The organism is Thiosocius teredinicola, from assembly GCF_002009425.1.
Taxonomy (GTDB): Bacteria; Pseudomonadota; Gammaproteobacteria; order Chromatiales; family Chromatiaceae; genus Thiosocius; species Thiosocius teredinicola.
The window spans coordinates 2,192,191-2,216,195 of record NZ_CP019936.1 but is presented as its reverse complement, the minus strand read 5'-3'; the positions used below and the strand labels follow the sequence as shown (position 1 = coordinate 2,216,195).

At 60.9% G+C, this 24,005-nt stretch carries 27 protein-coding genes; 2 read left to right on the top strand and 25 right to left on the bottom strand.

Going from position 1 to position 24,005, the window contains the following annotated elements; translation table 11 throughout:
- Nucleotides 1-58: 58 nt before the first annotated feature.
- The 6 genes from B1781_RS10675 to rpoE are packed head-to-tail and all read right to left on the bottom strand — an operon-like array spanning nucleotide 59 to nucleotide 4,430.
- Nucleotides 59-313 carry a glutaredoxin family protein gene (locus tag B1781_RS10675; RefSeq protein WP_078119654.1) on the bottom strand — a complete coding sequence of 85 codons (255 nt, stop codon included), beginning with the start codon at nucleotides 311-313 and terminating at the stop codon, nucleotides 59-61.
- Nucleotides 314-319: 6 nt separating this feature from the next.
- A complete protein-coding gene (locus tag B1781_RS10670) occupies nucleotides 320-1,741 on the bottom strand; it encodes a DegQ family serine endoprotease (protein ID WP_408646372.1) in 1,422 nt (473 codons plus the stop codon).
- Nucleotides 1,742-1,778: 37 nt separating this feature from the next.
- Nucleotides 1,779-2,270, bottom strand: coding sequence for a SoxR reducing system RseC family protein (locus tag B1781_RS10665; RefSeq protein ID WP_078119653.1), 492 nt, complete (start codon nucleotides 2,268-2,270; stop codon nucleotides 1,779-1,781).
- On the bottom strand, nucleotides 2,267-3,235 hold the full coding sequence (locus tag B1781_RS10660) for a MucB/RseB C-terminal domain-containing protein (protein ID WP_078119652.1): 969 nt from the start codon (nucleotides 3,233-3,235) through the stop codon (nucleotides 2,267-2,269). The genes B1781_RS10665 and B1781_RS10660 overlap by 4 nt, the downstream gene beginning before the upstream one ends.
- The gene (locus tag B1781_RS10655; protein ID WP_078119651.1) at nucleotides 3,222-3,830 is read right to left on the bottom strand and encodes a sigma-E factor negative regulatory protein; all 609 of its coding nucleotides are present in this window, start codon (nucleotides 3,828-3,830) and stop codon (nucleotides 3,222-3,224) included. The genes B1781_RS10660 and B1781_RS10655 overlap by 14 nt, the downstream gene beginning before the upstream one ends.
- 18 nt (nucleotides 3,831-3,848) lie before the next feature.
- Nucleotides 3,849-4,430 carry an RNA polymerase sigma factor RpoE gene (gene rpoE / locus B1781_RS10650; protein ID WP_078119650.1) on the bottom strand — a complete coding sequence of 194 codons (582 nt, stop codon included), beginning with the start codon at nucleotides 4,428-4,430 and terminating at the stop codon, nucleotides 3,849-3,851.
- Nucleotides 4,431-4,701: 271 nt separating this feature from the next.
- On the opposite strand from rpoE, the gene nadB reads away from it, so the two are divergent.
- Entirely contained in the window at nucleotides 4,702-6,339 is a 1,638-nt protein-coding gene (gene nadB, locus B1781_RS10645; RefSeq protein WP_078119649.1) for an L-aspartate oxidase, read from the top strand.
- Here the strand turns inward: nadB and B1781_RS10640 are convergent.
- The 18 genes from B1781_RS10640 to B1781_RS10555 form a co-directional block, all read right to left on the bottom strand.
- Nucleotides 6,336-6,779, bottom strand: a complete 444-nt coding sequence (locus B1781_RS10640) for a hypothetical protein (protein WP_078119648.1) — start codon at nucleotides 6,777-6,779, stop codon at nucleotides 6,336-6,338. The two genes, nadB and B1781_RS10640, sit on opposite strands and share 4 nt — an antisense overlap.
- Before the next feature lie 37 nt (nucleotides 6,780-6,816).
- Nucleotides 6,817-7,614 carry a TatD family hydrolase gene (locus tag B1781_RS10635; RefSeq protein ID WP_078119647.1) on the bottom strand — a complete coding sequence of 266 codons (798 nt, stop codon included), beginning with the start codon at nucleotides 7,612-7,614 and terminating at the stop codon, nucleotides 6,817-6,819.
- Between the two features lie 9 nt (nucleotides 7,615-7,623).
- A complete protein-coding gene (locus B1781_RS10630) occupies nucleotides 7,624-7,983 on the bottom strand; it encodes a PilZ domain-containing protein (RefSeq protein ID WP_078119646.1) in 360 nt (119 codons plus the stop codon).
- A 1-nt stretch (nucleotide 7,984) separates the two neighbouring features.
- Complete coding sequence (locus B1781_RS10625) at nucleotides 7,985-8,980, bottom strand: DNA polymerase III subunit delta' (protein WP_078119645.1); 996 nt, start codon at nucleotides 8,978-8,980, stop codon at nucleotides 7,985-7,987.
- A complete protein-coding gene (gene tmk, locus B1781_RS10620) occupies nucleotides 8,977-9,615 on the bottom strand; it encodes a dTMP kinase (protein WP_078119644.1) in 639 nt (212 codons plus the stop codon). The genes B1781_RS10625 and tmk overlap by 4 nt, the downstream gene beginning before the upstream one ends.
- Entirely contained in the window at nucleotides 9,612-10,607 is a 996-nt protein-coding gene (mltG, locus tag B1781_RS10615) for an endolytic transglycosylase MltG (protein WP_334223961.1), read from the bottom strand. The genes tmk and mltG overlap by 4 nt, the downstream gene beginning before the upstream one ends.
- A gap of 11 nt (nucleotides 10,608-10,618) precedes the next feature.
- A complete protein-coding gene (pabC, locus tag B1781_RS10610; RefSeq protein WP_078119643.1) occupies nucleotides 10,619-11,437 on the bottom strand; it encodes an aminodeoxychorismate lyase in 819 nt (272 codons plus the stop codon).
- A gap of 34 nt (nucleotides 11,438-11,471) precedes the next feature.
- Nucleotides 11,472-12,716 (bottom strand): beta-ketoacyl-ACP synthase II, encoded by a 1,245-nt coding sequence (fabF, locus tag B1781_RS10605; RefSeq protein ID WP_078119642.1) that lies wholly within the window; start codon nucleotides 12,714-12,716, stop codon nucleotides 11,472-11,474.
- Nucleotides 12,717-12,813: 97 nt separating this feature from the next.
- Nucleotides 12,814-13,047, bottom strand: a complete 234-nt coding sequence (gene acpP, locus B1781_RS10600; RefSeq protein ID WP_078119641.1) for an acyl carrier protein — start codon at nucleotides 13,045-13,047, stop codon at nucleotides 12,814-12,816.
- A 143-nt stretch (nucleotides 13,048-13,190) separates the two neighbouring features.
- Nucleotides 13,191-13,931, bottom strand: a complete 741-nt coding sequence (gene fabG, locus B1781_RS10595; RefSeq protein WP_078119640.1) for a 3-oxoacyl-ACP reductase FabG — start codon at nucleotides 13,929-13,931, stop codon at nucleotides 13,191-13,193.
- Nucleotides 13,924-14,865, bottom strand: coding sequence for an ACP S-malonyltransferase (gene fabD / locus B1781_RS10590; RefSeq protein ID WP_078119639.1), 942 nt, complete (start codon nucleotides 14,863-14,865; stop codon nucleotides 13,924-13,926). The genes fabG and fabD overlap by 8 nt, the downstream gene beginning before the upstream one ends.
- Before the next feature lie 11 nt (nucleotides 14,866-14,876).
- On the bottom strand, nucleotides 14,877-15,854 hold the full coding sequence (locus B1781_RS10585) for a beta-ketoacyl-ACP synthase III (protein ID WP_078119638.1): 978 nt from the start codon (nucleotides 15,852-15,854) through the stop codon (nucleotides 14,877-14,879).
- The gene (gene plsX / locus B1781_RS10580; protein WP_078119637.1) at nucleotides 15,851-16,876 is read right to left on the bottom strand and encodes a phosphate acyltransferase PlsX; all 1,026 of its coding nucleotides are present in this window, start codon (nucleotides 16,874-16,876) and stop codon (nucleotides 15,851-15,853) included. Before plsX ends, B1781_RS10585 begins: the two co-directional genes overlap by 4 nt.
- A gap of 57 nt (nucleotides 16,877-16,933) precedes the next feature.
- Nucleotides 16,934-17,104: a 50S ribosomal protein L32 gene (gene rpmF, locus B1781_RS10575; RefSeq protein WP_078119636.1), complete on the bottom strand. Its 171-nt coding sequence runs from the start codon at nucleotides 17,102-17,104 to the stop codon at nucleotides 16,934-16,936.
- A 21-nt stretch (nucleotides 17,105-17,125) separates the two neighbouring features.
- On the bottom strand, nucleotides 17,126-17,698 hold the full coding sequence (locus B1781_RS10570) for a YceD family protein (protein ID WP_125932020.1): 573 nt from the start codon (nucleotides 17,696-17,698) through the stop codon (nucleotides 17,126-17,128).
- A gap of 50 nt (nucleotides 17,699-17,748) precedes the next feature.
- Entirely contained in the window at nucleotides 17,749-19,044 is a 1,296-nt protein-coding gene (locus tag B1781_RS10565) for a sodium ion-translocating decarboxylase subunit beta (protein WP_078122009.1), read from the bottom strand.
- Between the two features lie 8 nt (nucleotides 19,045-19,052).
- Nucleotides 19,053-20,858, bottom strand: a complete 1,806-nt coding sequence (gene oadA / locus B1781_RS10560; protein WP_078119634.1) for a sodium-extruding oxaloacetate decarboxylase subunit alpha — start codon at nucleotides 20,856-20,858, stop codon at nucleotides 19,053-19,055.
- Nucleotides 20,859-20,894: 36 nt separating this feature from the next.
- A complete protein-coding gene (locus B1781_RS10555; protein ID WP_125932019.1) occupies nucleotides 20,895-21,137 on the bottom strand; it encodes an OadG family protein in 243 nt (80 codons plus the stop codon).
- Nucleotides 21,138-21,386: 249 nt separating this feature from the next.
- On the opposite strand from B1781_RS10555, the gene B1781_RS10550 reads away from it, so the two are divergent.
- Entirely contained in the window at nucleotides 21,387-21,965 is a 579-nt protein-coding gene (locus B1781_RS10550) for a Maf family protein (RefSeq protein ID WP_078119633.1), read from the top strand.
- A gap of 141 nt (nucleotides 21,966-22,106) precedes the next feature.
- Here the strand turns inward: B1781_RS10550 and B1781_RS10545 are convergent, their stop codons facing one another.
- Nucleotides 22,107-23,999, bottom strand: a complete 1,893-nt coding sequence (locus tag B1781_RS10545; RefSeq protein WP_078119632.1) for an XrtA/PEP-CTERM system amidotransferase — start codon at nucleotides 23,997-23,999, stop codon at nucleotides 22,107-22,109.
- Between the last annotated feature and the right edge of the window lie 6 nt (nucleotides 24,000-24,005).

The window sequence follows — 24,005 nt, the reverse complement described above, 5'->3', positions numbered from 1 at the left end:
AACGGAACTTCCCACCGGAAAGTTCCGTTCTGGTCTCTACCGCAGTAAAGTCGCCGGATTATAGCGGATTCGCCATCTCACCGAAATACTGGCTGATTCGTTCCAGGTCGGGTTGCAGATCGCAGACGACGGCCTCACCCTGACACAGGACCGGCACACGATTGCCATACAACCGCTGCCACTGCGCATCGGTATCTACGTCTCGCCATTCCATCGCGGACGCCTGCGCCGGCCAGCCGCGAAACAACACGGCCGCCAGCTCTTCGCAGAGATGGCAGCCGTTGCGATAGTAGAAAACCGGGTTTTCCGTCACCGACGCTCAGTTTTTCAGGCGCAGCGCCATGAACAGCGGACTGTCGCCACGCCGCACCAGAATGGCCACGGTGCGTTTGTCTCCGGCAGCCTCGATCAGTTCGCGCAGGTGCTTGGCGTTTTCGACGTCCACCCCATCAAACATCAGTACGATATCGCCACGTCGAATGCCGGCATCCTCGGCCGGTCCCGAACCGACCTTGCCGACCAGGGCCCCGCCCTTGTCTTCCAGGCCAAGCTCTTCGCGAACGCCGGCATCGATGTCGATCACCGACAGCCCCAGCTGTTCGATCTCGTCCGGGCGCGGTTCGGCGGGTTTATTGCTCGCACTCTGCTCATCGTCGGGCAGACGACCAACGGTAATCTGCATATCGAGCGTCTCACCGCTGCGCAGCACCTTAAGGGTCGCCTCTTCGTTCACGCCGGTGATGCCGACCAGGGGCGGCAGCTGGCTCGAGTTGAGCAACCGCTTGCTGTTGAACTCCAGAATCACGTCGCCGACTTTGACCCCGGCTTTTTCCGCCGGCGAGTCCGGCATCACGCGCGATACCAGGGCGCCACGCGGCTGCTCGAGACCGAAGGACTCAGCCAGATTGTAATCGACGTCCTGGATGAGTACGCCCAGATAACCGCGCGATACCTTACCGTGTTCGCGCAGCTGATCGGCCACGCCGATCGCCAGCTCGATCGGGATCGCGAACGACAGCCCCATGAACCCGCCGGTGCGGCTGTAGATCTGCGAATTAATCCCGACGACTTCACCGTCCAGATTGAACAAGGGACCGCCGGAGTTGCCGGGGTTGATCGCCACATCGGTCTGGATGAACGGCACATAGTTCTCGCTCGGCAGGCTACGTCCCTTCGCGCTGACGATACCCGCTGTCACCGTATGATCGAAGCCGAATGGCGAGCCGATGGCCAACACCCATTCACCCACTTTCAGATCGGTGCTGCTGCCGAGTTTCACGGTCGGCAGACCTTCCGCGTCGATTTTCAGCAGTGCAACGTCGCTGGCGCGATCAGAGCCGATCACCTTGGCATCGTAAAACCGCCGATCGCTGAACCTGACCTGCACTTCGTCGGCACCGTCAACGACATGGTAATTGGTCAGAATGTAACCGTCGGACGAGATGACGAAACCCGACCCCAGGGAACGACTCTCACGATCGGCGAACTCATCCAGCTCATCGCCGAAGAAACGTTTGAATAGCTCATTGAACGGGCTGTCTTCAGGCACATCCGGCATCGAGAAATCGTGCGGCAACCGCTGCTTGCCCTGCGACTTCTGATGGGTGCTGATGTTGACGACCGATACGCTGTTGGTTTCTGCCAGCTCGGTGAACTCCGGCAGGTCGCGCGCGACCGCTGCGTTCACCAGACCGAGAACCAGCGCAGCGCCGGCCAACCAAGATTGCATTCGAAACATCACGTTCTTACTCATTCGTAATCCCTAACCCTCGCGTTGCTTACGCCTTTGGTCTGGCGATGTCGCCGGGACTGATACCAATCGACCTGCGCAGCACGCGCACAAGCCTAAGACCATTGTCGCCCTGCGACGCCAGACCGGATGTCACGCGACGTACCTGCAGGAGCGCCGCACTCAGGCCCAGTAGACCGAATACGACCGCGCCGAGTTCCGATGGGTGACCGCTGCGCTGTGCCAGGTATTCGCCTAACACCGCGCCCAGTATCAGGCCGGCCAGCGGCAAGGCATAAAGCAGCAGCGAACCACGCCGCAGCTTGCTCTCATCGAGGCCGACGACAACCGTATCGCCGACATGTGCGCCGATATCGTTCTTAAGACGGAAACGTGAAACACGTTGCGGAAACCACGCCTCGATCAACGACGTGCCGCAACCGCTCTTGGCCGAGCAACTGCCGCAACTTGACTGGCGGCGGGTAGTGACCTCAGCGGTGTCGCCATCAATGCGGACCACTGTGGCCTCCTGTTCGATCATTGCTTGGCGATCCGGATATCGTCCAGAAACCAGCGCAAGGTCTTGATCGGCACTTCACCCACGACGATCACTTCATGCCCGTCGACCTTGCGACCGACCGCGCGCGACGACCCGAGTCGCGAGACGCGCGACAGATCCCGATCGCCCCACTCCGGCAACACATACACCGAAACGGAGGCCAGGCCATCGGAGAAAACGAAGTGCTCTCGCTGCTGCCCCGGCTCGGCTGCCGGCCGGCGACGATGCAGGTTCATCTGGAAGCCCGGCGGCAATTCAGCGAACGTCCATGCCGGCGGCACCAGTCTGTCCTGGTCGACGTCTTCGGCCGGATTCTCCACCTGCGCCAACTGCATCGCCGAGATATCTTGTTCGATGGGGGTGATACCGTCGTTGACCTTGAGCTCAACGAACATCATCTGCGAGACCACATGCTGTTTGTCGTCGATCATCATCGATCGCAGCGGCAGCGCGGTCTCCGCGTCGACGAACAGGCGGTACCCGAAGCGCAGGTCGTCGAGCGGCTCGATCATAATTTGATGCGCATCCCGACCCGCGACGCGCGCACCTTCGCGCATTTCCATGCGGTAGAACTTCTGTAGCTGTTCGCTGCTGACGCCCTGCAAAGGCGAGAAAGATCGGCCACCGTCGCGGCGTCCCACGTTACCGTGTTGTTTACGGCCGGCAACGAAACAGGCGACGGCCTTGTCGCTGCGGATAATTTCCCGCGGCTTGCCGGTCAGTGTGACCACACGCTCCTTCTCGGCACCCCCGTCGACGCGGTGCACGATATACATCGCGTCCATGCGGTCGGCGGACTCGATAACGAAGCGCCCCTCGTAATCGAGCTGGCGTACCGCATCGTTCATGCGATCGAGCAGCACATGCGGCTGCAACTCGCCGGCGATACCTGTCGCCGTCAGCAGCAGGCCGCCGGCATAAACCAGCCAGCGACTAGCGTGCCTCATAACCTGCCAAACCGATGTGCGGCACCGGACCGTTGATTCCCGTCCGTCCGCCGTACTCCTGGTGCTCGATCACCAGTCGATTCAGCCGGTCTTCCAACTGTTCGTCCAACGCCTCCCAGCGAGTGGCGCCGTCGCGATTGACATCGACCGCAGCGACCGGCAACGCCGCTTGCTGGGGTGTTGATGCAACCAGTGTCGGTGCAAGCGTCGGCTGGGTTGTGCCGGCAGCCACCTGTGCGCCGCCGATGGCGGGTTCGGTCTGCGAAATCATCTGCGGTGCGATCAGCACGGCTGCGGTAGCCACCGATGCCGCAACCGCCAATCCGGCCACAGGACGTAGCCAGTTGGGTTTGCTCGCCGGCGGCGCCAGCACGACCGGTTCGTCCTGCAAGGCGGCGCGTACACGCGCTGAAATCTCAGTCGCAGCCACCGCCGATTCGCCACGCATCACGTCGCCGATCAAGCGGTAGCGGCCGAATCTTTCCAGATCTTCGCTGCCATCGGCCAGCATGGCAGACACGGTACGCTGCTGACTCTCGACCGAGAGTTCGCCGTCAAGCAACGCCGAGACCAGTTCACTTTGTTTTTCGTTCATCACCCAAACTCGCTTTAATCAGGGTGTCATCAATGGCTTGAGCTTGGCATCGATAGCCTCTCGAGCCCTGAATATACGCGAACGCACGGTGCCGATCGGGCAATCCATGGCTTGCGCAATCTCTTCGTAAGTCAATCCCTCGAGTTCGCGTAGCGTAATCGCGGTTCGCAGATCGTCCGGCAGGTCGTCCAGCGCCTGTTGGATGGTCTTCGCGATCTCCCGCTGCAACGCCAGTCGCTCAGGCGTGTCCATTTCCTTCAGTGGCGCGCCCATATCCATCTGTTCGGCCGTATCGGCCTCGATATCGTCACCCGGCGGCCGGCGTGCCTGAGCCGCAAGGTGGTTCTTCGCGGTATTGATCGCCACCCGGTACAGCCAGGTGTAGAACGCACTGTCTCCACGAAATTTCGGCAGTGCGCGATAAGCCTTTATGAAAGCTTCCTGGGTGACGTCCAGCACCTCGGCCTGGTCACGGATGTACCGCGAGATCAAATTCGCGACCTTGTGCTGGTACTTCAGCACCAGAACGTCGAAGGCCTTCTTGTCACCCCGCTGAACCCGCTCCACCAGGGCTTGGTCAGCTTCACGCTCAGACGTCACGCCGATGCTTCTCCCCACAACGCGGAGCGGCACGGCGCCACCATGTCGCTATTGACCACGGCGGCCGGGCAAAGTTCTGAACGCACTGTAAATTGCAGCAATACGGGCATGGATTGTTCTGTTTTTCGCCCAGACGGCAGATTTTGCCACGCCTCGCGTGACGCAACCTACCGGTAGCGATTAACCTTCGTAGGAATTAAGTTGCGGGGCGGACGGCCCCTGCAAACCATAAACGCTGATTATGGCGGCTCACAGCGGGACCATCAATGCTATGTCTCATCCTTCTAACCTGAGTTTCGACGTTCTCATCATCGGCAGTGGCGCTGCGGGACTCAGCCTGGCCCTGCGCCTGCCGAGCAACGTCAAGACCGGACTGGTGGCCAAGCGCGAACTGGAGGAAGGCAACACGCTGTATGCCCAGGGAGGGATCTCGGCGGTTCTCGACGCCAGAGACTCGGTCGATTCGCACGTGCAGGACACCCTGGACGCCGGCGCCGGGCTATGTGACGAAGAGATCGTGCGGCTGGTAGTCGAACACGGCCCGGACAACATCCGCTGGCTGTTCGATGAAGGCGTGGAGTTCACACGCACGCCGGCGACCGGCAACTCGGGCTACCACCTGACCCGCGAGGGCGGACACAGCCACCGCCGCGTGGTGCACGCGGCCGACGCGACCGGCCACGCCGTCGAATCCACCCTCGTCCGTCAGCTCGACTCACATCCGAATGTCGGTGTGTTCGAACACCATATCGCGGTCGATCTGGTCGCCGCCGAGCACCGCGACGGCCGCCGGGTGCAAAGACGCTGTCACGGTGCCTACCTGTTGAATATCAAGACCGACGAGGTGGTCGCGGTCTCTGCCCGCTGCGTCGTGCTGGCGACCGGCGGGGCCAGCAAGGTGTATCTCTACACCAGCAATCCGGACGTAGCGACCGGCGACGGCATCGCCATGGCGTGGCGCGCCGGCTGTCGCGTCGCCAACATGGAGTTCATCCAGTTCCACCCCACCTGCCTGTATCACCCGGCCGCCAAGTCGTTCCTGATCAGCGAGGCGGTGCGCGGCGAAGGCGGTCGGCTGCTGCTGCCCGATGGCACCCGCTTCATGGAACGGTTCGACGAGCGCGCCGAACTGGCACCGCGCGACATTGTCGCCCGCGCGATCGACCACGAGATGAAGCGGCTTGGTATCGATTGCGTCTACCTCGACATCAGCCACAAGCCGGCCGACGAGATCGAACGCCTGTTCCCAACCATCCATCATCGTTGTCTGGAACTCGGTTTCGACATGCGCAAGGAACCGTTGCCGGTCGTACCGGCAGCCCATTACACCTGCGGCGGCGTCAAAACCGACAAACTGGCGCGCACCGATCTCAATGGACTCTACGCCATCGGTGAGACCGCCTATACCGGCCTGCATGGGGCCAACCGCATGGCCAGCAACTCGTTGCTCGAATGCCTGGTGTTCAGCGAGGTGGCGCTGGCGGATATCTTGAAGGAACTGGACCGCAGCGACGTGCCATCGCATGTGCTGGCGCCCTGGGATGAAAGCCGGGTAACCGATTCGGACGAAGAGGTGGTGGTATCGCACAACTGGGACGAGCTGCGCCGCTTCATGTGGGACTACGTCGGCATCGTGCGCAGCAACAAACGCCTGGAGCGCGCGCGCCGCCGGGTCAACCTGCTGCGCCACGAGATCAACGAATACTACGGCAACTTCCGCGTCAGCAACGACCTGCTCGAGCTGCGCAACCTGGTGGACGTCGCCGACCTGATTATCAAGTCCGCCCAGCGCCGCCGCGAGAGCCGCGGGCTGCACTACAACATCGACTTCCCCGACCGCGACGACAACCAGGCTTCGCCGACCGTACTGATTCCCGACAACTACACGCCGCGCCGGCCTGGCGACTAGGCGGATCCCCGAACGGGCGCTTCGGGCGCGGCGCTGAGGGGTCGCGCAGCGATCAACATCCGGCGTAGCTCCCAATGGTGAGTCTCACCCAGTGCCCGGCCCGGCACGAACAGCGGCCAACGGCCTCCCCGCTCGTCAACCAGGATCGCCGTGACCAGCCAGGGCCGGACAATGCCCAGTTGCAGGCCGACGACACCCAGCCGTTCGGCGCCCTCCCTCGACACCTGCAGATGTCTGTCGGCATCGAGCCACAGCACCGAAGGCGTCCGCCGACGGTAGTGCCGCCAACTGATCACGCCGATCGCCAACACCGCGATAGCCGCCGCAAAGCGCGGGCCCCACGCAATCGGCATGAACACGACGAACAGGGCGATCAGCACGATGATCGCGTACACCAAACGGTACCAGCGGGGATGAGTCGGCAGATGAACCACGGACATGCGACCTCCTTGTCGCACAGCACGCCTCAGGCGTACATCAAGCGTGTTGTTTCGGTGCCTGCTGCGCGGCGCTGAACAGGCGGAAGAAATTGTCACCGGACAGATCTGCGAGCGCTTTGACATCCATGCCACGCAGTTCGGCGATCTTGTGCGCCACGTTCTCGACAAAACGCGGTTCATTGGGTTTTCCGCGATGCGGCACCGGCGCAAGATAAGGCGAATCGGTCTCGATCAACAGGCGGTCCAGCGGCACCTGGGCTGCAACTTCTCGCAGTTCCTCGGCATTCTTGAAGGTTACAATGCCGGAAAAAGAGATATAGAAGTTCAGATCCAGCGCGGCCTTTGCCATTTCCCAGGTCTCGGTGAAACAGTGCATGACGCCGCCGACGTCCTGGGCCTGCTCCTCGCGCAGGATCGCAATCGTATCCTCGCGCGCGTCGCGGGTGTGGATGATCAGCGGCTTGCGTGCCTCACGCGCCGCGCGAATGTGCGTGCGGAAGCGCTCGCGCTGCCAGTCCAGATCACCTTCGGTACGGAAATAGTCGAGACCGGTCTCGCCGATCGCGACGTTCTTCGGATGCCTGGCCAATGCGACCAGTTCGTCGACATCCGGTTCGCGCCGGTCAAAATCGTTCGGGTGAACGCCGACCGAGACCGAGACATCGTCGTATTTCTCGACCAGCGACAGCATCGCCGGATACGACTCGAGATCGATCGATACGCACAACATATGCGAAACACCCGCGTCGCGGGTGCATTGAATCAGTTTGGAGAAATCGCCGTCATACGGCGCAAGATCCACCCGGTCGAGGTGGCAGTGTGAGTCAACCAGCATTGCAAGGCGTTACATCGTGTGCGTGGGCTTATCCGATTGTAACGCACCTGCGAGATAACCTTCGATCTTGTTGCGGGCCATGCCGCCGTCCTGGTCACTGAACTGCACACCGATGCCGGCCGCACGGTTGCCTTCTGCACCCACCGGGGTGATCCAGATAATCCGGCCTGCCACCGGCAGGCGCTCGGCCTCTTCCATCAGGCTCAGCAGCATGAACACCTCGTCACCAATGTTGTACTTCTTGGTGGTCGGGATGAACAATCCGCCGTTCTTGACGAACTGCATGTAAGCCGCATACAGCGCATTCTTATCTTTGATCGTCAGTGACAATATTCCCTGACGTGCGCGCGGTAGATTCGGCACCGACATGTCATTGGCCTCCAGGACGCGTTATCTGCAGCCAGCGGTTTACCAAGTGTTCCAGCTGCATCTGCTCATTCAAATTGTTCGACGCGGCGCGTTCGAGCGCCAGCAGGTCGTCGTTAAACCCGAACAATAATCCTAAGTCGATGCCCTGACAAAGGCTATGCAGTTGACGGTGCAGTGTCGGATGGAACAAACGGATGCCTTCCGACCCCATGCCCAGGCGAATCAGATCGCTGATACAACGCTTAAGACTATCGATCAACAGGGTTAGCGGCCGTTTTTGCCAATCTTCAACGATTTGCAGGGGATGGCTTTTGCGCGCCCGCAGTGCCGCGAGTTCGCCGCACAGCTGCTCGCCCTGCCCCAGCCAGTCTTCTTCGGCGGCCTGCAGGGCCCGGACGGGCGCACCGCCGCTGATGGCGAGCAAGCCATCGACCGCGCCGGCATCGAGCCGCTCACCAAGCCACGCCGTCGCCATGGCGGCATCCGGGGTACGAAACGCCAGGGTCTGGCAACGACTGCGGATCGTCGCCGGCAGGCGGTGCGGCGACGAGCTGACCAGGATCAGCAGCGAGCGCGACACCGGCTCTTCCAGCGTTTTTAGCAGCGCATTGGCCGCGGCGCGGTTCATCGCCTCGGCCGGATCGATCGTGAACACCCGATAGCCGCCGTCCTGGGCCGCCAAAACGCTCTTCGAAGACAATTCGCGGATCGCACCAATCTTGATCATTTTGCCCGCCTCTTCCGGGGCAATCAGGTGCTGATCGGGATGACTGCTCGCGCTCGCCTGGCGACACGCCGAACACCGTCCACAGGCGTCGCCGGCGTCATCAGGATGCGTACATACCAGGGCATTGCTCAGACGCCTGGCGAATGCCGCTTTGCCCAGCCCGGCGGCACCGGACAGCAAAATGGCGTGCGGCAGGCGCCCGTTGCGGCGAGCCGCTGCCAGCTGCTGCCATTGGACATCGTGCCAGGGAAAGACTTGCGCACTCGTCATGAGGCCGAATCTGCGAAGAACGCGTCGATAACCGACGCGATCTGAGCGGTCACGTCCGCCAACGGTTTCGCGGCGTCGATAACCCGGAAACGCTGCGGCTGGTCTGCCGCCATCGCCAGGTAGCCTTGCCGGACGCGTTCAAAAAAAGCCAATGCCTGGCTCTCGAACCGATCCGGCGCCGAGCGTTTGCCCGCCCTTTCCAGCCCCACCTCAACCGGCAGGTCCATCAGGATCGTCAGGTCCGGCCGCCGCTCGCCCTGCACCCAGTTTTCCAGCGCCGCGATTCGCTGCAGATCGATACCGCGCCCATACCCCTGGTAGGCATAGGTCGCATCCGTGAATCGATCGCACAGCACCCAGCTACCCGACGTCAGCGCCGGCTCGATCTTGGCATGCAGATGTTCCGCGCGCGCCGCGAACATCAGCAGCAATTCGGTATCGTCGGCCATCCCGTCGTGGCGGTGACCCAGCAACAACGTACGCAGGTCTTCACCGAGCGGCGTTCCGCCCGGCTCTCGCGTTACCAGCAGATCACGGCCCCTGTCACGGATCTTCTGCTCGATCAGTCCGAGACAGGTCGTCTTGCCGGCGCCCTCGACGCCCTCGACGGTGATGAACACGGCATCGTCACTCATCGTTTCAACTGGTATCTGCGGACCGCCGCGTTGTGCGCCCGCAGCGTCGCCGAGAACACATGGCTGCCGTCGCCCTTGGAGACGAAATACAAGTCTTTGCCATCGGCGGGATTGACCGCTGCTCGCAGTGCACCGCGGCCCGGCATGCAGATCGGCGTCGGCGGCAAACCGGCACGCACATAGGTGTTGTACGGCGTATCCTGCTTCAGATCGCGGCGACGCAGATTGCCATCGAAACTCTCGCCAATGCCATAGATCACGGTCGGATCCGTCTGCAACAGCATCCCCTTGTGCAGCCGTCGCGTGAATACCCCGGCGATCTGCGCTCGCTCACCGGCCTGGCCGGTTTCCTTCTCGACGATCGAGGCCAGAATTAACGCGTCATACGGTTTCTGCAGTGGGATGCCCTCGGCCCGTTCGGCCCAAGCCGCCTCGAGTTCCTGATCCATCTTGCGCTGGGCACGTTGCAGGAACTCCAAGTCGGTCATTCCGCGGTTGAAGTGATAGGTGTCTGGAAAGAACCGGCCTTCGGGATGCTCACCCGGCAGCCCGAGCTTTTCCATCAGGGCCGCATCATCGACCCCATCAAGGGTATGTTTGAGGGCTTCGTGACCGGCCACCGCGGCACGTACCTGGCGGATGTTCCAACCCTCGAGCAATGTCAGCGTATAGTCGACCGCCGAGCCTGAAACGAACAGCGCCAACAGGGTATCCGGCACCAGGTCGCCGGTCAGGCGGTATTCGCCGGCGCGGATCCGCTTCGCCTGTCCGGTATAGCGCCCGTACCACTGCAGGTACATGCCGTTCTGGATATATCCCGCCTCTTCGAGGTCCTTGGCGATCGTGGCCAGCGATGCACCGCGGCGCACCTCGTAGATCACGCTGCCGTCCGCAATCGCCAATGGTGTCGAACGGAAGCTGTCGTATTCCATCCATGCCCAGCCCCCGCCGATACTGACGACCAGAACCAGCAGTCCCAACAATCTACTCAAACCCAACTCTCCTACGACGCATGGCAGCTGCGCCGGACTTCGCTGAATACAGCATGCGTTTCGACCGTCGACGGATAGACCCAATCACCGACTCGCGCAGCACGAACCGCACCGATCAACGAATTGGTGAAGTACACCGCGTCGGCCCGCTCAACATCGGCCATGGTCACCGATCCGATCCGGATGTCGACACGCAGACGTTTCGCCGTCGCGAGAACCAACTGCCGCACCACGCCGTCGATGCCCGCACCGCCGATCTCCGGCGTCACCAAACGTCCGTCGGTGTGCAGAAACAGATTGGACATGGTGCCACAAACCACGCGCCCATCCTGCCCGAGCATCAATCCCTCTTGGAACAGCGGGTCGTCGCTCTCATTTCTCGCGATGACCTGATCGAGACGGTTCAGGTGCTTGATCCCGGCAAGCACCGGGTTCTCACTTAGCCGATGATCACAAACCCGAACCGCCCAGTCTCCCGGTGCTTGGGCATAAGGCCATGTTGAGAGGCTGACAATACGCTGCGGCACAAGCGGATGCGGCCGCGCGTAACCGCGCTGCGAATGCCCGGCTGTCCAGTAGACTTTCAATACCGCGCGCTGTTGCCCGGCAGCGAGTTGCTGGGCATCGTTGAGCAGGGCGTCAATTTCGGGGCGAGGAAGATTCAGACGGTCGCAACCGAGCAGCAAACGCTGCATATGTGCGTCCCACAGGCAGGGACTACCGTCGACGACAGCGATGGTCTCGAACAGACCATCGCCAAACTGAAAGGCACGTTCGCTGAGCCACTCGGCATCAAGCGGTTGACCGTCTACAAGAACCGCATCAACCATCGAACACCGATCCCGTCAGCACCGGGATGTACGGTCAGTCGCTGAACTTGCGGAACACCAGAGTGCCATTGGTACCGCCGAAACCGAACGAGTTCGAGATCGCGACATCGATCTTCGCTTCGCGTGCCGTATGCGGCACGTAGTCCAGATCACACTGTTCATCGGGATTGTCGAGGTTGATCGTCGGCGGCATCACCTGATCACGCAGTGCGAGCACCGTGAACAGCGCCTCTGCACCACCAGCAGCACCCAGCATATGACCGGTCATCGACTTGGTCGAGCTGACGGCCAGCGTCTTGGCATGATCACCGAACGCCAGTTTGACCGCCATGGTTTCGGCGACGTCGCCGGCCGGGGTCGAGGTGCCGTGGGCGTTGATGTAGTCGACCTGGTCCATGTTCAAACCGGCATCTTCAAGCGCCAGCCGCATGCAATCAGCTGCACCTTCGCCACCCGGCGACGGTGAGGTCATGTGGAAGGCATCAGAGTTCATTGCCGATCCGGCCAACTCGGCATAGATGCGTGCGCCGCGGGCCTTGGCATGTTCTAGTTCCTCGAGCATCAGCACACCGGCGCCGTCACTCAACACGAAGCCGTCACGATCCTTGTCCCACGGGCGACTTGCCGCCTGTGGATCGTCGTTGCGTGTCGACAGCGCACGCGCCGCGGCGAAGCCACCCAACCCGGTCGGTGAAGTCGCCATCTCGGCGCCACCGGCCACCATCATGTCGACCGTGCCGTACTGGATCATACGCATGGCATCGCCGATGTTGTGCGCGCCCGTGCTACAGGCAGACACGATCGAGTAGTTCGGGCCTTTCAGGCCATACATGATCGACAGGTTGCCGGCGACCATGTTGATGATGTTCGACGGCACGAAGAACGGCGAGATCTTGCGCGGTCCACCCTTGAGGTAGGCGCCGTAGCCGGTTTCGATGCCGGTCACGCCACCGATGCCCGAACCGATAGCGACGCCGATGCGCTTCGCATTGTCGTCGCTAATCTCGATTCCGCTGTCTTTAATCGCTTGAACACCGGCAGCAATCCCGTAATGAATGAAGGCGTCCATCTTCTTCGCCTCTTTTTTCGGGATGTACTGCTCGACATCAAAGCCGTATATCGGTCCGCCGAAACGTACGCTGAACGGTTCGATGTCGAAGTGCGTGATTGGTTGAATACCGCTTTTACCGGCGAGAACGCTTTCCCAACCGCTGGCAACATCCAGTCCCACTGGCGCGACCAGGCCAAGACCTGTTACCACAACCCTTCTATCTGACATCTGGGAGAACCCCTATCGGCAGCTACTTATTAAATCAAACGGCCGTGGCTCCGCAGCACGGAACCGACGGCCGGTATTCGAGCGATATAAAACAAAATCAGCTGTGAGCGGTCACGTAGTCGATAGCCTGCTGAACAGTCGTGATCTTTTCGGCTTCTTCGTCGGGAATTTCGGTTTCGAATTCCTCTTCCAAAGCCATCACGAGTTCAACGGTATCGAGCGAGTCGGCGCCGAGATCATCGACGAAAGAGGCAGCCGGTACTACTTCTTCTTCTTTGACGCCCAGCTGCTCAACGACGATCTTCTTTACGCGTTCTTCAATAGTGCTCATTCTGTCAATTCCTCCAGAGATACGTGATCAAGGCGCCACGCGGTGACGCCGTATTGTATTCAGTTTGTTCCCTGCTTCAAAGCCGAAACGGTCAATTTCAGCAAACCATGAAACAGGCAAATTTCTTTTGCCAATTCGGCCACTTACGCCATGTACATGCCGCCATTGACGTGAATCGTCTCACCCGTCACGTAGCCGGCAGCGTCCGAGGCGAGAAACGCCACCACTGACGCGATTTCCTCAGGTTTGCCCAGGCGGCTCAACGGAATCGCGCCGAGCAGCGCGTCGCGCTGCGCCTCGGGCAGTTCACGCGTCATATCGGTATCGATGAAGCCTGGGGCAACAGCGTTGACCGTGATACCGCGTGAGCCCACTTCTTGTGCAAGCGATTTGGTGAAGCCGAACATGCCGGCCTTCGCGGCCGCATAGTTGGTCTGCCCGGCATTGCCGCTGGCACCGACGACCGAAGCGATGTTGATGATCCGGCCTGTCTTGGCCTTCATCATCGCGCGCAGGCAGGCCTTACAAACCCGGTATATCGACGTCAGGTTGGTATTGATAACGCCGTCCCACTCATCGGTCTTCATGCGCATCAACAGGTTGTCGCGGGTAATGCCGGCATTGTTGACCAGGATCGTGACGGCACCGTATTTGTCGCCGATGGCTTTGATGACTGCCTCGACCGATGCATCGTCGCCGACGTTCAGGCACATGCCTTCGCCATTGATGCCGGCGTCGGCAAAGCGCTTGCTGATGGCCTCTGCACCCGCATCGCTCGTCGCCGTACCGACAACGGTGGCGCCTTGTGCACCCAGGGCGTCAGCAATCGCCTTGCCGATACCGCGGCTTGCACCGGTGACCAGCGCGACTTTACCTTCAAGCATTAATAGCCTCCACAGCGGTTTCCAGAGTTGTCGGGTCGAGTACCGGCAGCGCGGTCAGCGATTTGTCGATGCGCTTGATCAAACCCGCGAGCACCTTGCCGGGGCCGGCTTCGATCACGACATCGGCACCGCGCGCGGCGATCGCCTGCACGGTTTCGACCCAGCGCACCGGGCTGAACAGTTGTTCGACCAGCAGACGCTGAATCGATGCCGGATCGTCGGCCGCCTGAACATTGACGTTGTGCAACACCGGTATCTGCGGTGCGTTGAACGACAACGACTGCATCGCTTCGGCCAGACGCTCAGCCGCCGGTTTCATCAAGGCGCAATGCGATGGCACGCTGACATCGAGCAGCAACGCCCGCTTGGCGCCAGCTGCCTTGGCAAGCTCGGCAACCCGCGAAATCGCACCCGCATTGCCGGCAACCACGACCTGTCCGGGCGAATTGAAATTGACCGCCTCGGCAACCTCGCCTTGTGCACCTTCTGCACAGACCTCGCGCACCTTGTCGTCGTCCAATCCAAGGATTGCCGCCATCGCGCCGGTGCCCGCCGGGACGGCCTCTTGCATTAAGCGTCCACGCTGTACGACCAGGCGGGTCGCGTCGGCGAGATCCAGCACGCCGGCAGCCACCAAGGCCGAATATTCGCCGAGGCTATGTCCTGCCATCACGCTGGGCACAGCCGCGGTTTGCGACATCAGCACCCGGTGAACTGCAACACCCGCACACAACAGCGCCGGCTGCGTGTTGTGGGTTTCATTGAGGGTCTCTTTGGGGCCGTTCTGACTGAGCGCCCACAGATCTAGTCCGATCGCATCGGAGCCGGCTTCGAACGTCTCGGTAACCATCGGATAGGCCGCGGCGAGTTCGGCTAGCATGCCGACCGACTGCGATCCCTGGCCGGGAAAAGTGATAGCGTAGTTTTTGCTCATTCTCTGTCTGCTTAGTATTTGAGCAGCACGGAACCCCAGGTGAAGCCGCCACCGAAAGCCTCGAGCAAGACGACTTCATCACGTTGGATGCGACCATCGCGTACGGCCGCATCCAGCGCCAGCGGCACCGACGCCGCCGAGGTGTTGCCGTGCCGATCGACGGTCACGACTACCTTGTCCATCGACATCTGTAGCTTGCGCGCCGTCGCGTTGATGATGCGGATATTGGCCTGGTGCGGCACCAGCCAATCCACATCAGATTTTTTCATATCGTTGGCGTGAAGTGTCTCATCGACGATGCGGCCCAGCGTATTCACCGCCATCTTGAAAACTTCATTGCCCTTCATGTGCGTGAAGTGCGGATCGCCTTCAATATCATCGATATCAAAGCCACGTGAGACGCCACCGGGCACATGCAGTAGGTTTTCATACGCGCCGTCGGCGTGCAGATGGGTTGACAGAATACCCGCCTTGTCTGACGCCTCGATCACGACCGCCCCGGCCCCATCACCGAACAGCACGCAGGTACCGCGATCGGTCCAATCGATCACGCGCGAAAAGGTTTCCGCACCGACCACTAGGGCGCAACGTGCGGCGCCGGTCTTGATGAACTTTTCGGCAACCCCGAGCGCATAGACAAAGCCGGTACAAACGGCCTGCACGTCGAACGCCGCGCAACCGTGAATATCCAACCGCTGTTGCAACAGGCACGCGGTGCTGGGAAAAATCTTGTCCGGCGTGGTCGTGGCCAGCACGATGAGATCGATATCTTCAGCGGATTTGCCGGCCGCCTCGATCGCGTGTCGGGCCGCCTGTTCGGCCAGGTCGCAGGTCGTCTCGCCGTCTGCCGCGATGTGACGTTTGAGAATACCAGTGCGCTCCCGGATCCATTGATCGGTCGTATCAACCATGGACTCGAGATCTTTGTTGGTCAGAACTTTCTGCGGCAGATAACTGCCGGTACCGGCTATGCGGGCATATGTCGTCATGCGCTTGCCGACATGTTCAGTTGGCGATCGACTTTCTGTTCGATGCGGGTGGCGACATCCGCCAGCACCTCTTTCTTGGCGATCGAGATGGCGTTTTCGAACGCCAGTTGATCTGCGCCGCCGTGGCTCTTGACGACGATACCGCGCAGACCGATCAGCGGCGCGCCATTGTACCGACGAGGGTCGATGCGTCGGCGCAGCGAACGCAGCACCGGCAGTGCAACCAGGCCCGACAGCTTGGTAAAAATGTTCTTTTTAAACTGCTCGGCCATGAAATGGCCGATCAGCTTGGCGACACCCTCGGTGTTCTTCAGCGCCACATTGCCGACGAAGCCGTCGGTCACGACGATGTCGAGATTGTCGCGCAGGTAGATGTCGTCGCCCTCGACATAGCCGACATAGTTCAGATCGCTGCCGCTGAGCAGTTCGTGTGCACCTTTTACCTGCTCGTTGCCTTTGATCTCTTCCTGGCCGATGTTCAGCAGCCCGACCGCAGGACGCTCGACGCCGTCGACGGCCGACACCAGCTCAGCGCCCATGACCGCGAACTGGTAGAGGTGTTCGGCTTCACAATCCACGTTGGCACCCAGGTCAAGCACCCAGGTCCGCCCGGTGACACCCGGCAACGCCGTAATGATCGCAGGCCGATCGATGCGCGGCAGCGTCTTGAGCACGAAACGCGCGGTCGCCATCAGGGCGCCGGTGTTACCCGCACTGACGCAGGCGTCCGCTTCGCCTGCCTTGACCAGATCGATCGCCACCCGCATCGATGAGTCTTTCTTGCCGCGCAGCGCGCGCGACGGCAACTCATCCATGGCGACTTCCTGGGTAGCGTGGTGGATGCTGAGTCGATCAGGCAAACGGCCTTGCGGCAGGTACTGCTTGATCACCTCTTCGCGACCCACCAGCACCAGGCGACAATCTTTGTCTTTCTCGAGAAAGCCCAACGCCGCAGGCACGACCACGCGTGCACCGTGGTCGCCACCCATGGCATCGAGCGCGATCGTGATCGTAGAACTCACGCCGACCGATGCCCGTTTACCAAACTCACAAAGCAGCCCGCCAGAATGGCAAGCTGTTTACTTGTCAACGACTTTGCGGCCGCGGTAGAAGCCGTCGGGGCTTACGTGGTGACGCAGGTGGGTCTCACCGGAGGTCGGATCGATCGAGAGGGTTTCAGGTTTCAGCGAGTCGTGCGAACGACGCATGCCGCGCTTTGAAGGGGTTTTCCGGTTTTGCTGGACCGCCATGTTCGTCTCCTAAAAAGACCGTTAGTCTTGGTTGTTGTCGTCGCTTCGCCAGTTGGCCAGCGCGGCGAACGGATTAGGCCGCTCTTCTTGAACGGCATCCTGTTCGGCTTCTTCGGATGCGTTAACCGACGCCAAATCGACAGTGCACTCAGCCGGATCGTGAACCGGTGCCGGCGGTATCGCGAGGATCAGTTCGTCCTCGATCAACGCGCGCAACGCCAGTTTTTCATCTTCCACCAGCAATGGGTCCACGTCGTCCGGCAGGCGGTCGGCCTCATCGGGCCCACTCACCACCACCAGCACGGAGTCTTCGTCTACATGCTGAACGACGGTTCCGAGACAACGTTGACACTGCACCGGCAATTCAGCCCGCACCTTGACCCGCACCACCGGCCGACGTTCGTCATCTTTATCGAACGCCAACACAAACGCCGCTTCGCCTTCCGTGGAAGTCAAAAGCGGCGCGAGGCGAGGCAAGTCTGCCAACGAAATCGCACCCTCATAGGCTTTTCCGAGCGCACACAGTCGCAGCGGATCAGCGTAGTCGGGCAAAAGCGACAACATAAGCGCGGGATTGTAAGAAAAACCGCGCAATCAGGCAACAGAAAATGTTATGGATTACGGGCGCTTAAGCTGGACTGGAATCAGCCTCCCACGACGGCCAACAGCACGCCGGCGGCCACCGCAGAACCGATCACACCGGCCACGTTCGGGCCCATGGCGTGCATCAGCAGGAAATTATGATGGTTCGCCTCGAGCCCCACCTTGTTGACCACGCGGGCGGCCATCGGCACCGCCGAAACACCCGCAGCACCGATCAGCGGGTTGACCTTGCCACCGGAGACCCGGTGCATAACCTTGCCCATCAGCACCCCGGCGGCCGTACCAATGCAGAACGCGACCGCGCCCAGTGCCAGGATACCCAGGGTTTCGACGCTCAGGAACTTGTCCGCCTGCAGTTTCGACCCGACCGACAGACCCAAAATGATGGTCACCGCGTTGATGATCTCATTCTGCGCCGCCTTGCTCAGCCGGTCGACGACACCCGATTCGCGCAGCAGGTTGCCGAACGTCAGCATCCCGATCAGCGGCGCCGCCGACGGTAGGAACAGCAGACACAGCAGCAGTACGGTCATCGGGAACATGATCTTTTCCAGCTTGCTCACAGGTCGCAGCTGCTGCATCTCGACCTGGCGCTCGGATTCGCTGGTCAGCGCCTTCATGATCGGCGGCTGGATGATCGGCACCAACGCCATATAGGAATATGCCGCTACGGCAATGGCTCCGAGCAGATCCGGGGCAAGCTTGGATGCAAGGAAGATCGCGGTCGGACCGTCGGCGCCGCCGATGATGGCGATCGCCGAGGCATCTGCCAGCGTGAAGTCGAAGCCGGGCACGACATTCAGCGCCAGCGCACCGATCAGCGTAGTGAATATGCCGAACTGCGCCGCAGCGCCCAGCAGCAAGGTGCTCGGTTTGGCGATCAGGGCGCTGAAATCGGTCAATGCACCGACACCCATGAAGATCAGCAACGGCGCCACACCCGAGCCGATGGCCACTGCATAAAATTGGTACAACATGCCCGGCTCGTAGCCGAGGTTGTGGGCGAGCATCTTGGCGTCACTCAGTGCCGCGCCGGACAAGTGCTTCGCCTTATCGGCGACTTCGGCCGCAGAGACGCCCAGCATATCCGCAAGCTGCTGCAGATGCCCCGCATCGCCCGCCAAAAGCAACTGACCGATACCGTCTTCAGCGAGCCCCGCTACCGGCACGTTCGCCAGGATGCAGCCGAAACCGATGGGCAACAACAGCAGCGGCTCGAACCCTTTACGGATCGCCAGAAAGATCAACAGGCCGCCGACCATGACCATCAGCAGCTGGCCCCACTCGAGGTTGGCTATCCCCATGGACAGCCACAGGGCTTCGAAACCGTTCTCCATCATGGCGATTAACTCAACGTCAGCAGGACGTCACCGACCTGGACGGCATCGCCTTCTTTGACCAACACCGCCTGAACCACACCGGCCTCGGGCGAGCGGACCTCGGTTTCCATTTTCATGGCCTCGAGGATCATGATCACGTCACCCGACTTCACTGCCTGCCCGGCCGCGACATTCACGCGGAAGATGTTCCCGGCCAACGGTGCCGGCACATTGCGCGCCACTCCTCCGGCAGTGGGTGCCGGGGCGGCAGCCGATGCCGCAGGCGTCGGCGCGTGTTGCACATGGGTCACTTCGCCACCCGGTGCGACAACCACCTGATAGGTGCGACCGTCGACGGTCACGTTGTAAGACTCAGCCACGCCGGCGGCAGCCGGAGCAGCAGCGGTTGGCGCCGCTTGCGCGGCAGGTGCCGGCTCTGTGCCCGGCGCAGGCTCAAATGCATCCGGGTTGTCGCGATTCTCGAGAAATTTAAGACCGATCTGCGGGAACAGCGCATACGTTAGTACATCGTCGATCTCGGCGTCGGCAACCCGTATACCCTTCTCATCCGCCAGCTTGCGAAACTCGTCGGTCAGCTTGTCGACCTCGGCTTCGATCAGATCGGCCGGTCGGCAGGTGATCGGCTCCTGGCCGTCTTCGAGCACGCGCTGCTGCAACTCGGCATCGACCGGCGCCGGCGACGCGCCGTATTCACCGCGCAGCACGCCGGCGGTTTCTTTGGTGATGTTCTTATAGCGTTCGCCTGTGAGTACGTTCAGCACGGCCTGCGTGCCGACGATCTGTGAGGTAGGTGTTACTAGAGGAATGTAGCCTAAGTCTTTGCGTACACGTGGAATTTCCTCAAGCACGTCATCCATCCGGTCGGCCGCGCCCTGCTCACGGAGTTGGTTCTCCATGTTGGTCAGCATGCCGCCGGGCACCTGGGCGACCAGGATGCGTGAATCCACGCCACGCAGTGAACCCTCGAATTTGGCATATTTCTTCCGCACATTGCGGAAATACGCTGCGATCTCTTCGAGCAGGTTGATATCCAGGCCGGTGTCGCGCTCCTGGCCCTGCAGAATGGCGACGATCGACTCGGTCGCCGAATGCGCATAGGTCATCGACATTGAAGAGATCGCGGTATCGACCATGTCGACACCCGCCTCCGCGGCCTTGATGTGCGTGGTGGTGCTCATACCGGTCGTCGCATGGGAGTGCAGTGCGATCGGCACGGCCACCGTTTCTTTCAAGCGGGAGATCAGCTCGAAGCCATCGTAGGGCGTCAACAGACCCGCCATGTCCTTGATGCAGATCGAATTGCAACCCAGGTCTTCGAGCCCTTTGGCCATATCCAGCCAGTACTGCAGATTGTGGACAGGGCTCACGGTGTACGACATCGCACCCTGCGCATGCTTGCCAACCTTGAGGGTTGATTTGACCGCAGTTTCGAAATTGCGCAGGTCGTTCATCGCATCGAAAATGCGGAACACGTCCATACCGTTGTCGGCGGCACGCTCGACGAAGCGTTCGACCACGTCGTCCGCATAGTGACGATAGCCGAGGATATTCTGGGCGCGGAACAGCATCTGCATCGGCGTGTTCGGCATGGCCTTTTTCAACGCGCGCAAACGCTCCCACGGGTCTTCGCCGAGGAAGCGGATACAGGCGTCGAACGTTGCGCCACCCCAGGTTTCGAGCGACCAGAAACCGACTTTGTCGAGTTTCTCGGCGATCGGCAGCATGTCTTCCAGGCGCAATCGCGTGGCAAACAGGGACTGGTGGGCGTCGCGCAGGACGACGTCGGTGATGGCGAGCTTATTCGTGGTCATGGAAACGTCTTATTCCTGATTGAAAATAGAGCCGTCTCAACCGGCGCGGGATGCGCGGTAACGGGAAATTGCGGCAGAAATCACGGCAACCAGTTGGCGATTGTCCGACACATCGATCGGCAACGGGGTAGCTTCCGCTGCTTCCTCAGGTTGCCCCAAGCGATCGGCAAGATACGACATGCCACGGAGCGTGAACACCAGGACGGTGAGAAAGCCGAAAACGATGCCCATGCCGAGCACCATCAGTTCCGTACCCTGAAGCAGCAGATTGGTATCCACTCAGTGACCTCCGGTTGCGATATCCGCGCCTTCGTTTTTATCCCTGTCACACGTAGCCATCATTGAGCGAGGCCACGACCGGGCGCAGTCTGAGCGCCGCATTCTAATGGAAGAACGGCCCGTTCGGGTATTGAGGAAATCAATTGCTATGTATTGAGGTCGCCGACCGACGACGATTTGTTACACTGCGCACGGCGGCCGGCACAGCCGGCCAAGCTCTGCTAACTATCGGAACTTTCGAAAGAAATCATGCAGCCCCTGGTACTGGCTTCGACCTCGCCGTTCCGCCGCGCGTTGTTGGAAAAGCTCACTCTGCCCTTCACCACCGATTCGCCCGAAACTGACGAGACCCGTCGCAACGGCGAATCGCCACCCGCGCTGGTCAGACGACTGGCGGACGCCAAAGCGCGCGCTGTGGCGGATCGCCATCCCGATGCGCTGATCATCGGCTCCGACCAGGTCGCCTGCGTCGACGGCGAGATTCTGGGCAAACCGGGAGATCGCGACAATGCAATCCGCCAGCTGAGCGCGTCGTCGGGCAAGACGGTGACTTTTCACACCGGATTGTGCCTGCTGAATGCCAGCAGTGGCCGGGCGCAGGTCGAGGTAGAGCCCTTCGACGTGCATTTTCGCGATCTGACGACGTCGCAGATTGAACGCTATGTCGACCACGAGCGCCCCTTCAACTGCGCCGGCAGTTTCAAATCCGAAGGCTATGGGATCACCCTGTTCTCAAGACTTGACGGGCGCGACCCCAACAGCCTGATCGGCCTGCCGATGATCTTGCTGATCGAAATGCTGGGCAACGAAGGCGTCGCGCTTCCGTAAAAGCGGCTCGAGTTATTAAGGATTGGGATCAGGAATAAGGCGCGGCGCTTTCAAGATACGAGCCGGGCACACCACATCGCCCGGCATCACCGAACCTTCCGCTGTGCAACCGCGCGATCTTGGCGTCTGTCGCCAGCCGGTCTACGCAGCTTCAGCCTGCAGGAAGGCCTCGAACATCAGGATCGACCACAACGGCGTACTCCAGTCGCGTTGTCCACGGTCATGCTCTTCGAACAGGCGTTGCAATCCTCGGCGGTCAAATACTCCGGCCCCATGCAGCACGTCGCTGTTCAAGGCGTTCTGCAAGCGCTGACGCAACGGCCCCCTGAACCATTGCGCGAGAGGCACCGCAAAACCCTTTTTCGGCCGGTACAGGATGTCGTGCGGCAGGTAGCGCTCCATGGACTTCTTGAGCAGGTACTTGCCTTCACCATTGCGCCGCTTCAGATCGACCGGTAGACCGGAAATCCACTCCACCAGCTTGTGATCGAGTAAGGGCACGCGCACTTCCAATGCGTGCGCCATGCTGGCCCGATCGACCTTGGTCAGGATGTCGCCCGGCAGGTAAGTTTTCAGGTCGAGGTACTGAGCAAGCGACAGCGGGTCATCGGTCGGCGCTGCTTTGGCGTGCTCGCGAAATACCTCGACCGCATCGTAGCCGTGCAGGCGGCGCTTGAAACTATCGCTGAACAAGCGGTGGCGCAGGTCCTGCTTGATGACCGCGTTGATGTCGAAGAAGCTCGCTACCGGGTCTTGCCCCATCGAGATAAGCCCTTGGCGGCGCTGCAAAGCACGGGGCAATGAAGGTGTGTCCGGGTAAAGACTCCCCACGGCGCCCAGCAGGCTGCGCATCGCCGCCGGCATCTTCGCTTTCGTCGCCAGATCATCGAGGTGCTGACCATATCGACGGTAGCCAGCGAGGTTCTCGTCGCCACCGTCGCCCGACAGCACGACGGTAACGTCGCGTTTCGCCAACTCACATACGCGGTAAGTCGGCATCGCCGAACTGTCGGCAAAGGGTTCGTCATACAAGCCCGCCAACAGATCGATCAACGAGTGATCATCCGGATCGACACGACCAACGTGATGATTGCAGCCGAACTTCTCGGCGACCGCCGCCGCATACTCGGCTTCGTTGTATTCCGCTTCGCCGAAGGCTATCGAGCAGGTATTGACCGGGTCGGGGCTGACTTGCGCCATCATGGCGACAACGCTGCTGGAATCGACACCGCCCGACAGAAAGGCACCCAGCGACACTTCGGCAATCAAGCGGATATCGACCGCTTCGCGCATACGTTCGACCAGTTCCGCCTCCGCCTGCTCCAGCGACATCGGCGTGCCCAGCATCGCAAACGGCACGTCCCAGTAGGCTTTCTGCACCAGCTTGGCGTCGCCACGATTGAGCAACAGGGTATGACCGGGGCGCAGTTTGTAAGTATCGCGATAGATGCTGCGCGGCTCTGGAACATAACCGAGCGCAAAATAGTCTTCGACCGCGTGCTCATCGATCGTTCGACTGAGCTGAGGATGTTCCTTCATCGCCTTGAGTTCCGATCCGAACACCAGCTCACCGTTCGGCAACAGACTGTAGTAGAGCGGCTTGATGCCGAGGCGATCGCGCGCAAGAAAAAGCTGTTCACGGTTTCGGTCCCACAACGCGAATGCGAACATGCCGCGGAACCGATTGACGCAATCCTCGCCCCACTCTTCCCAGGCATGGACGATCACCTCGGTGTCGCAATGCGTGCGGAACGTGTGGCCTAGCGCCTTGAGCTCTTCGGCCAACCCGCCGAAGTTGTAGATCTCACCGTTGTACACGACGACCACGGTCTGATCTTCGTTAAACAGCGGCTGCTGCCCACTCGACAAATCAATGATCGACAGGCGCCGATGACCCAGGCCGACGCCCGGCTCCAGATGCAGGCCGCCCTCGTCGGGCCCGCGATGGAACTGGCGTTCATTCATGCGCTCGAGCAGCGCGCGATCGATGTCACGCCGCGAACGCGTATCGAAGATCCCTACAAGACCACACATACCAAC

What these genes read in the sequence shown, in the direction of transcription:
- B1781_RS10665 (WP_078119653.1), bottom strand. Translation starts at nt 2,270, where the DNA reads ATGATCGAACAGGAGGCCACAGTGGTCCGCATTGATGGCGACACCGCT.
- B1781_RS10660 (WP_078119652.1), bottom strand. Translation starts at nt 3,235, where the DNA reads ATGAGGCACGCTAGTCGCTGGCTGGTTTATGCCGGCGGCCTGCTGCTG.
- B1781_RS10655 (WP_078119651.1), bottom strand. Translation starts at nt 3,830, where the DNA reads ATGAACGAAAAACAAAGTGAACTGGTCTCGGCGTTGCTTGACGGCGAA.
- nadB (WP_078119649.1), top strand. Translation starts at nt 4,702, where the DNA reads ATGTCTCATCCTTCTAACCTGAGTTTCGACGTTCTCATCATCGGCAGT.
- B1781_RS10640 (WP_078119648.1), bottom strand. Translation starts at nt 6,779, where the DNA reads ATGTCCGTGGTTCATCTGCCGACTCATCCCCGCTGGTACCGTTTGGTG.
- B1781_RS10635 (WP_078119647.1), bottom strand. Translation starts at nt 7,614, where the DNA reads ATGCTGGTTGACTCACACTGCCACCTCGACCGGGTGGATCTTGCGCCG.
- B1781_RS10630 (WP_078119646.1), bottom strand. Translation starts at nt 7,983, where the DNA reads ATGTCGGTGCCGAATCTACCGCGCGCACGTCAGGGAATATTGTCACTG.
- B1781_RS10625 (WP_078119645.1), bottom strand. Translation starts at nt 8,980, where the DNA reads ATGACGAGTGCGCAAGTCTTTCCCTGGCACGATGTCCAATGGCAGCAG.
- tmk (WP_078119644.1), bottom strand. Translation starts at nt 9,615, where the DNA reads ATGAGTGACGATGCCGTGTTCATCACCGTCGAGGGCGTCGAGGGCGCC.
- pabC (WP_078119643.1), bottom strand. Translation starts at nt 11,437, where the DNA reads ATGGTTGATGCGGTTCTTGTAGACGGTCAACCGCTTGATGCCGAGTGG.
- fabF (WP_078119642.1), bottom strand. Translation starts at nt 12,716, where the DNA reads ATGTCAGATAGAAGGGTTGTGGTAACAGGTCTTGGCCTGGTCGCGCCA.
- acpP (WP_078119641.1), bottom strand. Translation starts at nt 13,047, where the DNA reads ATGAGCACTATTGAAGAACGCGTAAAGAAGATCGTCGTTGAGCAGCTG.
- fabG (WP_078119640.1), bottom strand. Translation starts at nt 13,931, where the DNA reads ATGCTTGAAGGTAAAGTCGCGCTGGTCACCGGTGCAAGCCGCGGTATC.
- fabD (WP_078119639.1), bottom strand. Translation starts at nt 14,865, where the DNA reads ATGAGCAAAAACTACGCTATCACTTTTCCCGGCCAGGGATCGCAGTCG.
- B1781_RS10585 (WP_078119638.1), bottom strand. Translation starts at nt 15,854, where the DNA reads ATGACGACATATGCCCGCATAGCCGGTACCGGCAGTTATCTGCCGCAG.
- rpmF (WP_078119636.1), bottom strand. Translation starts at nt 17,104, where the DNA reads ATGGCGGTCCAGCAAAACCGGAAAACCCCTTCAAAGCGCGGCATGCGT.
- B1781_RS10565 (WP_078122009.1), bottom strand. Translation starts at nt 19,044, where the DNA reads ATGGAGAACGGTTTCGAAGCCCTGTGGCTGTCCATGGGGATAGCCAAC.
- oadA (WP_078119634.1), bottom strand. Translation starts at nt 20,858, where the DNA reads ATGACCACGAATAAGCTCGCCATCACCGACGTCGTCCTGCGCGACGCC.
- B1781_RS10550 (WP_078119633.1), top strand. Translation starts at nt 21,387, where the DNA reads ATGCAGCCCCTGGTACTGGCTTCGACCTCGCCGTTCCGCCGCGCGTTG.
- B1781_RS10545 (WP_078119632.1), bottom strand. Translation starts at nt 23,999, where the DNA reads ATGTGTGGTCTTGTAGGGATCTTCGATACGCGTTCGCGGCGTGACATC.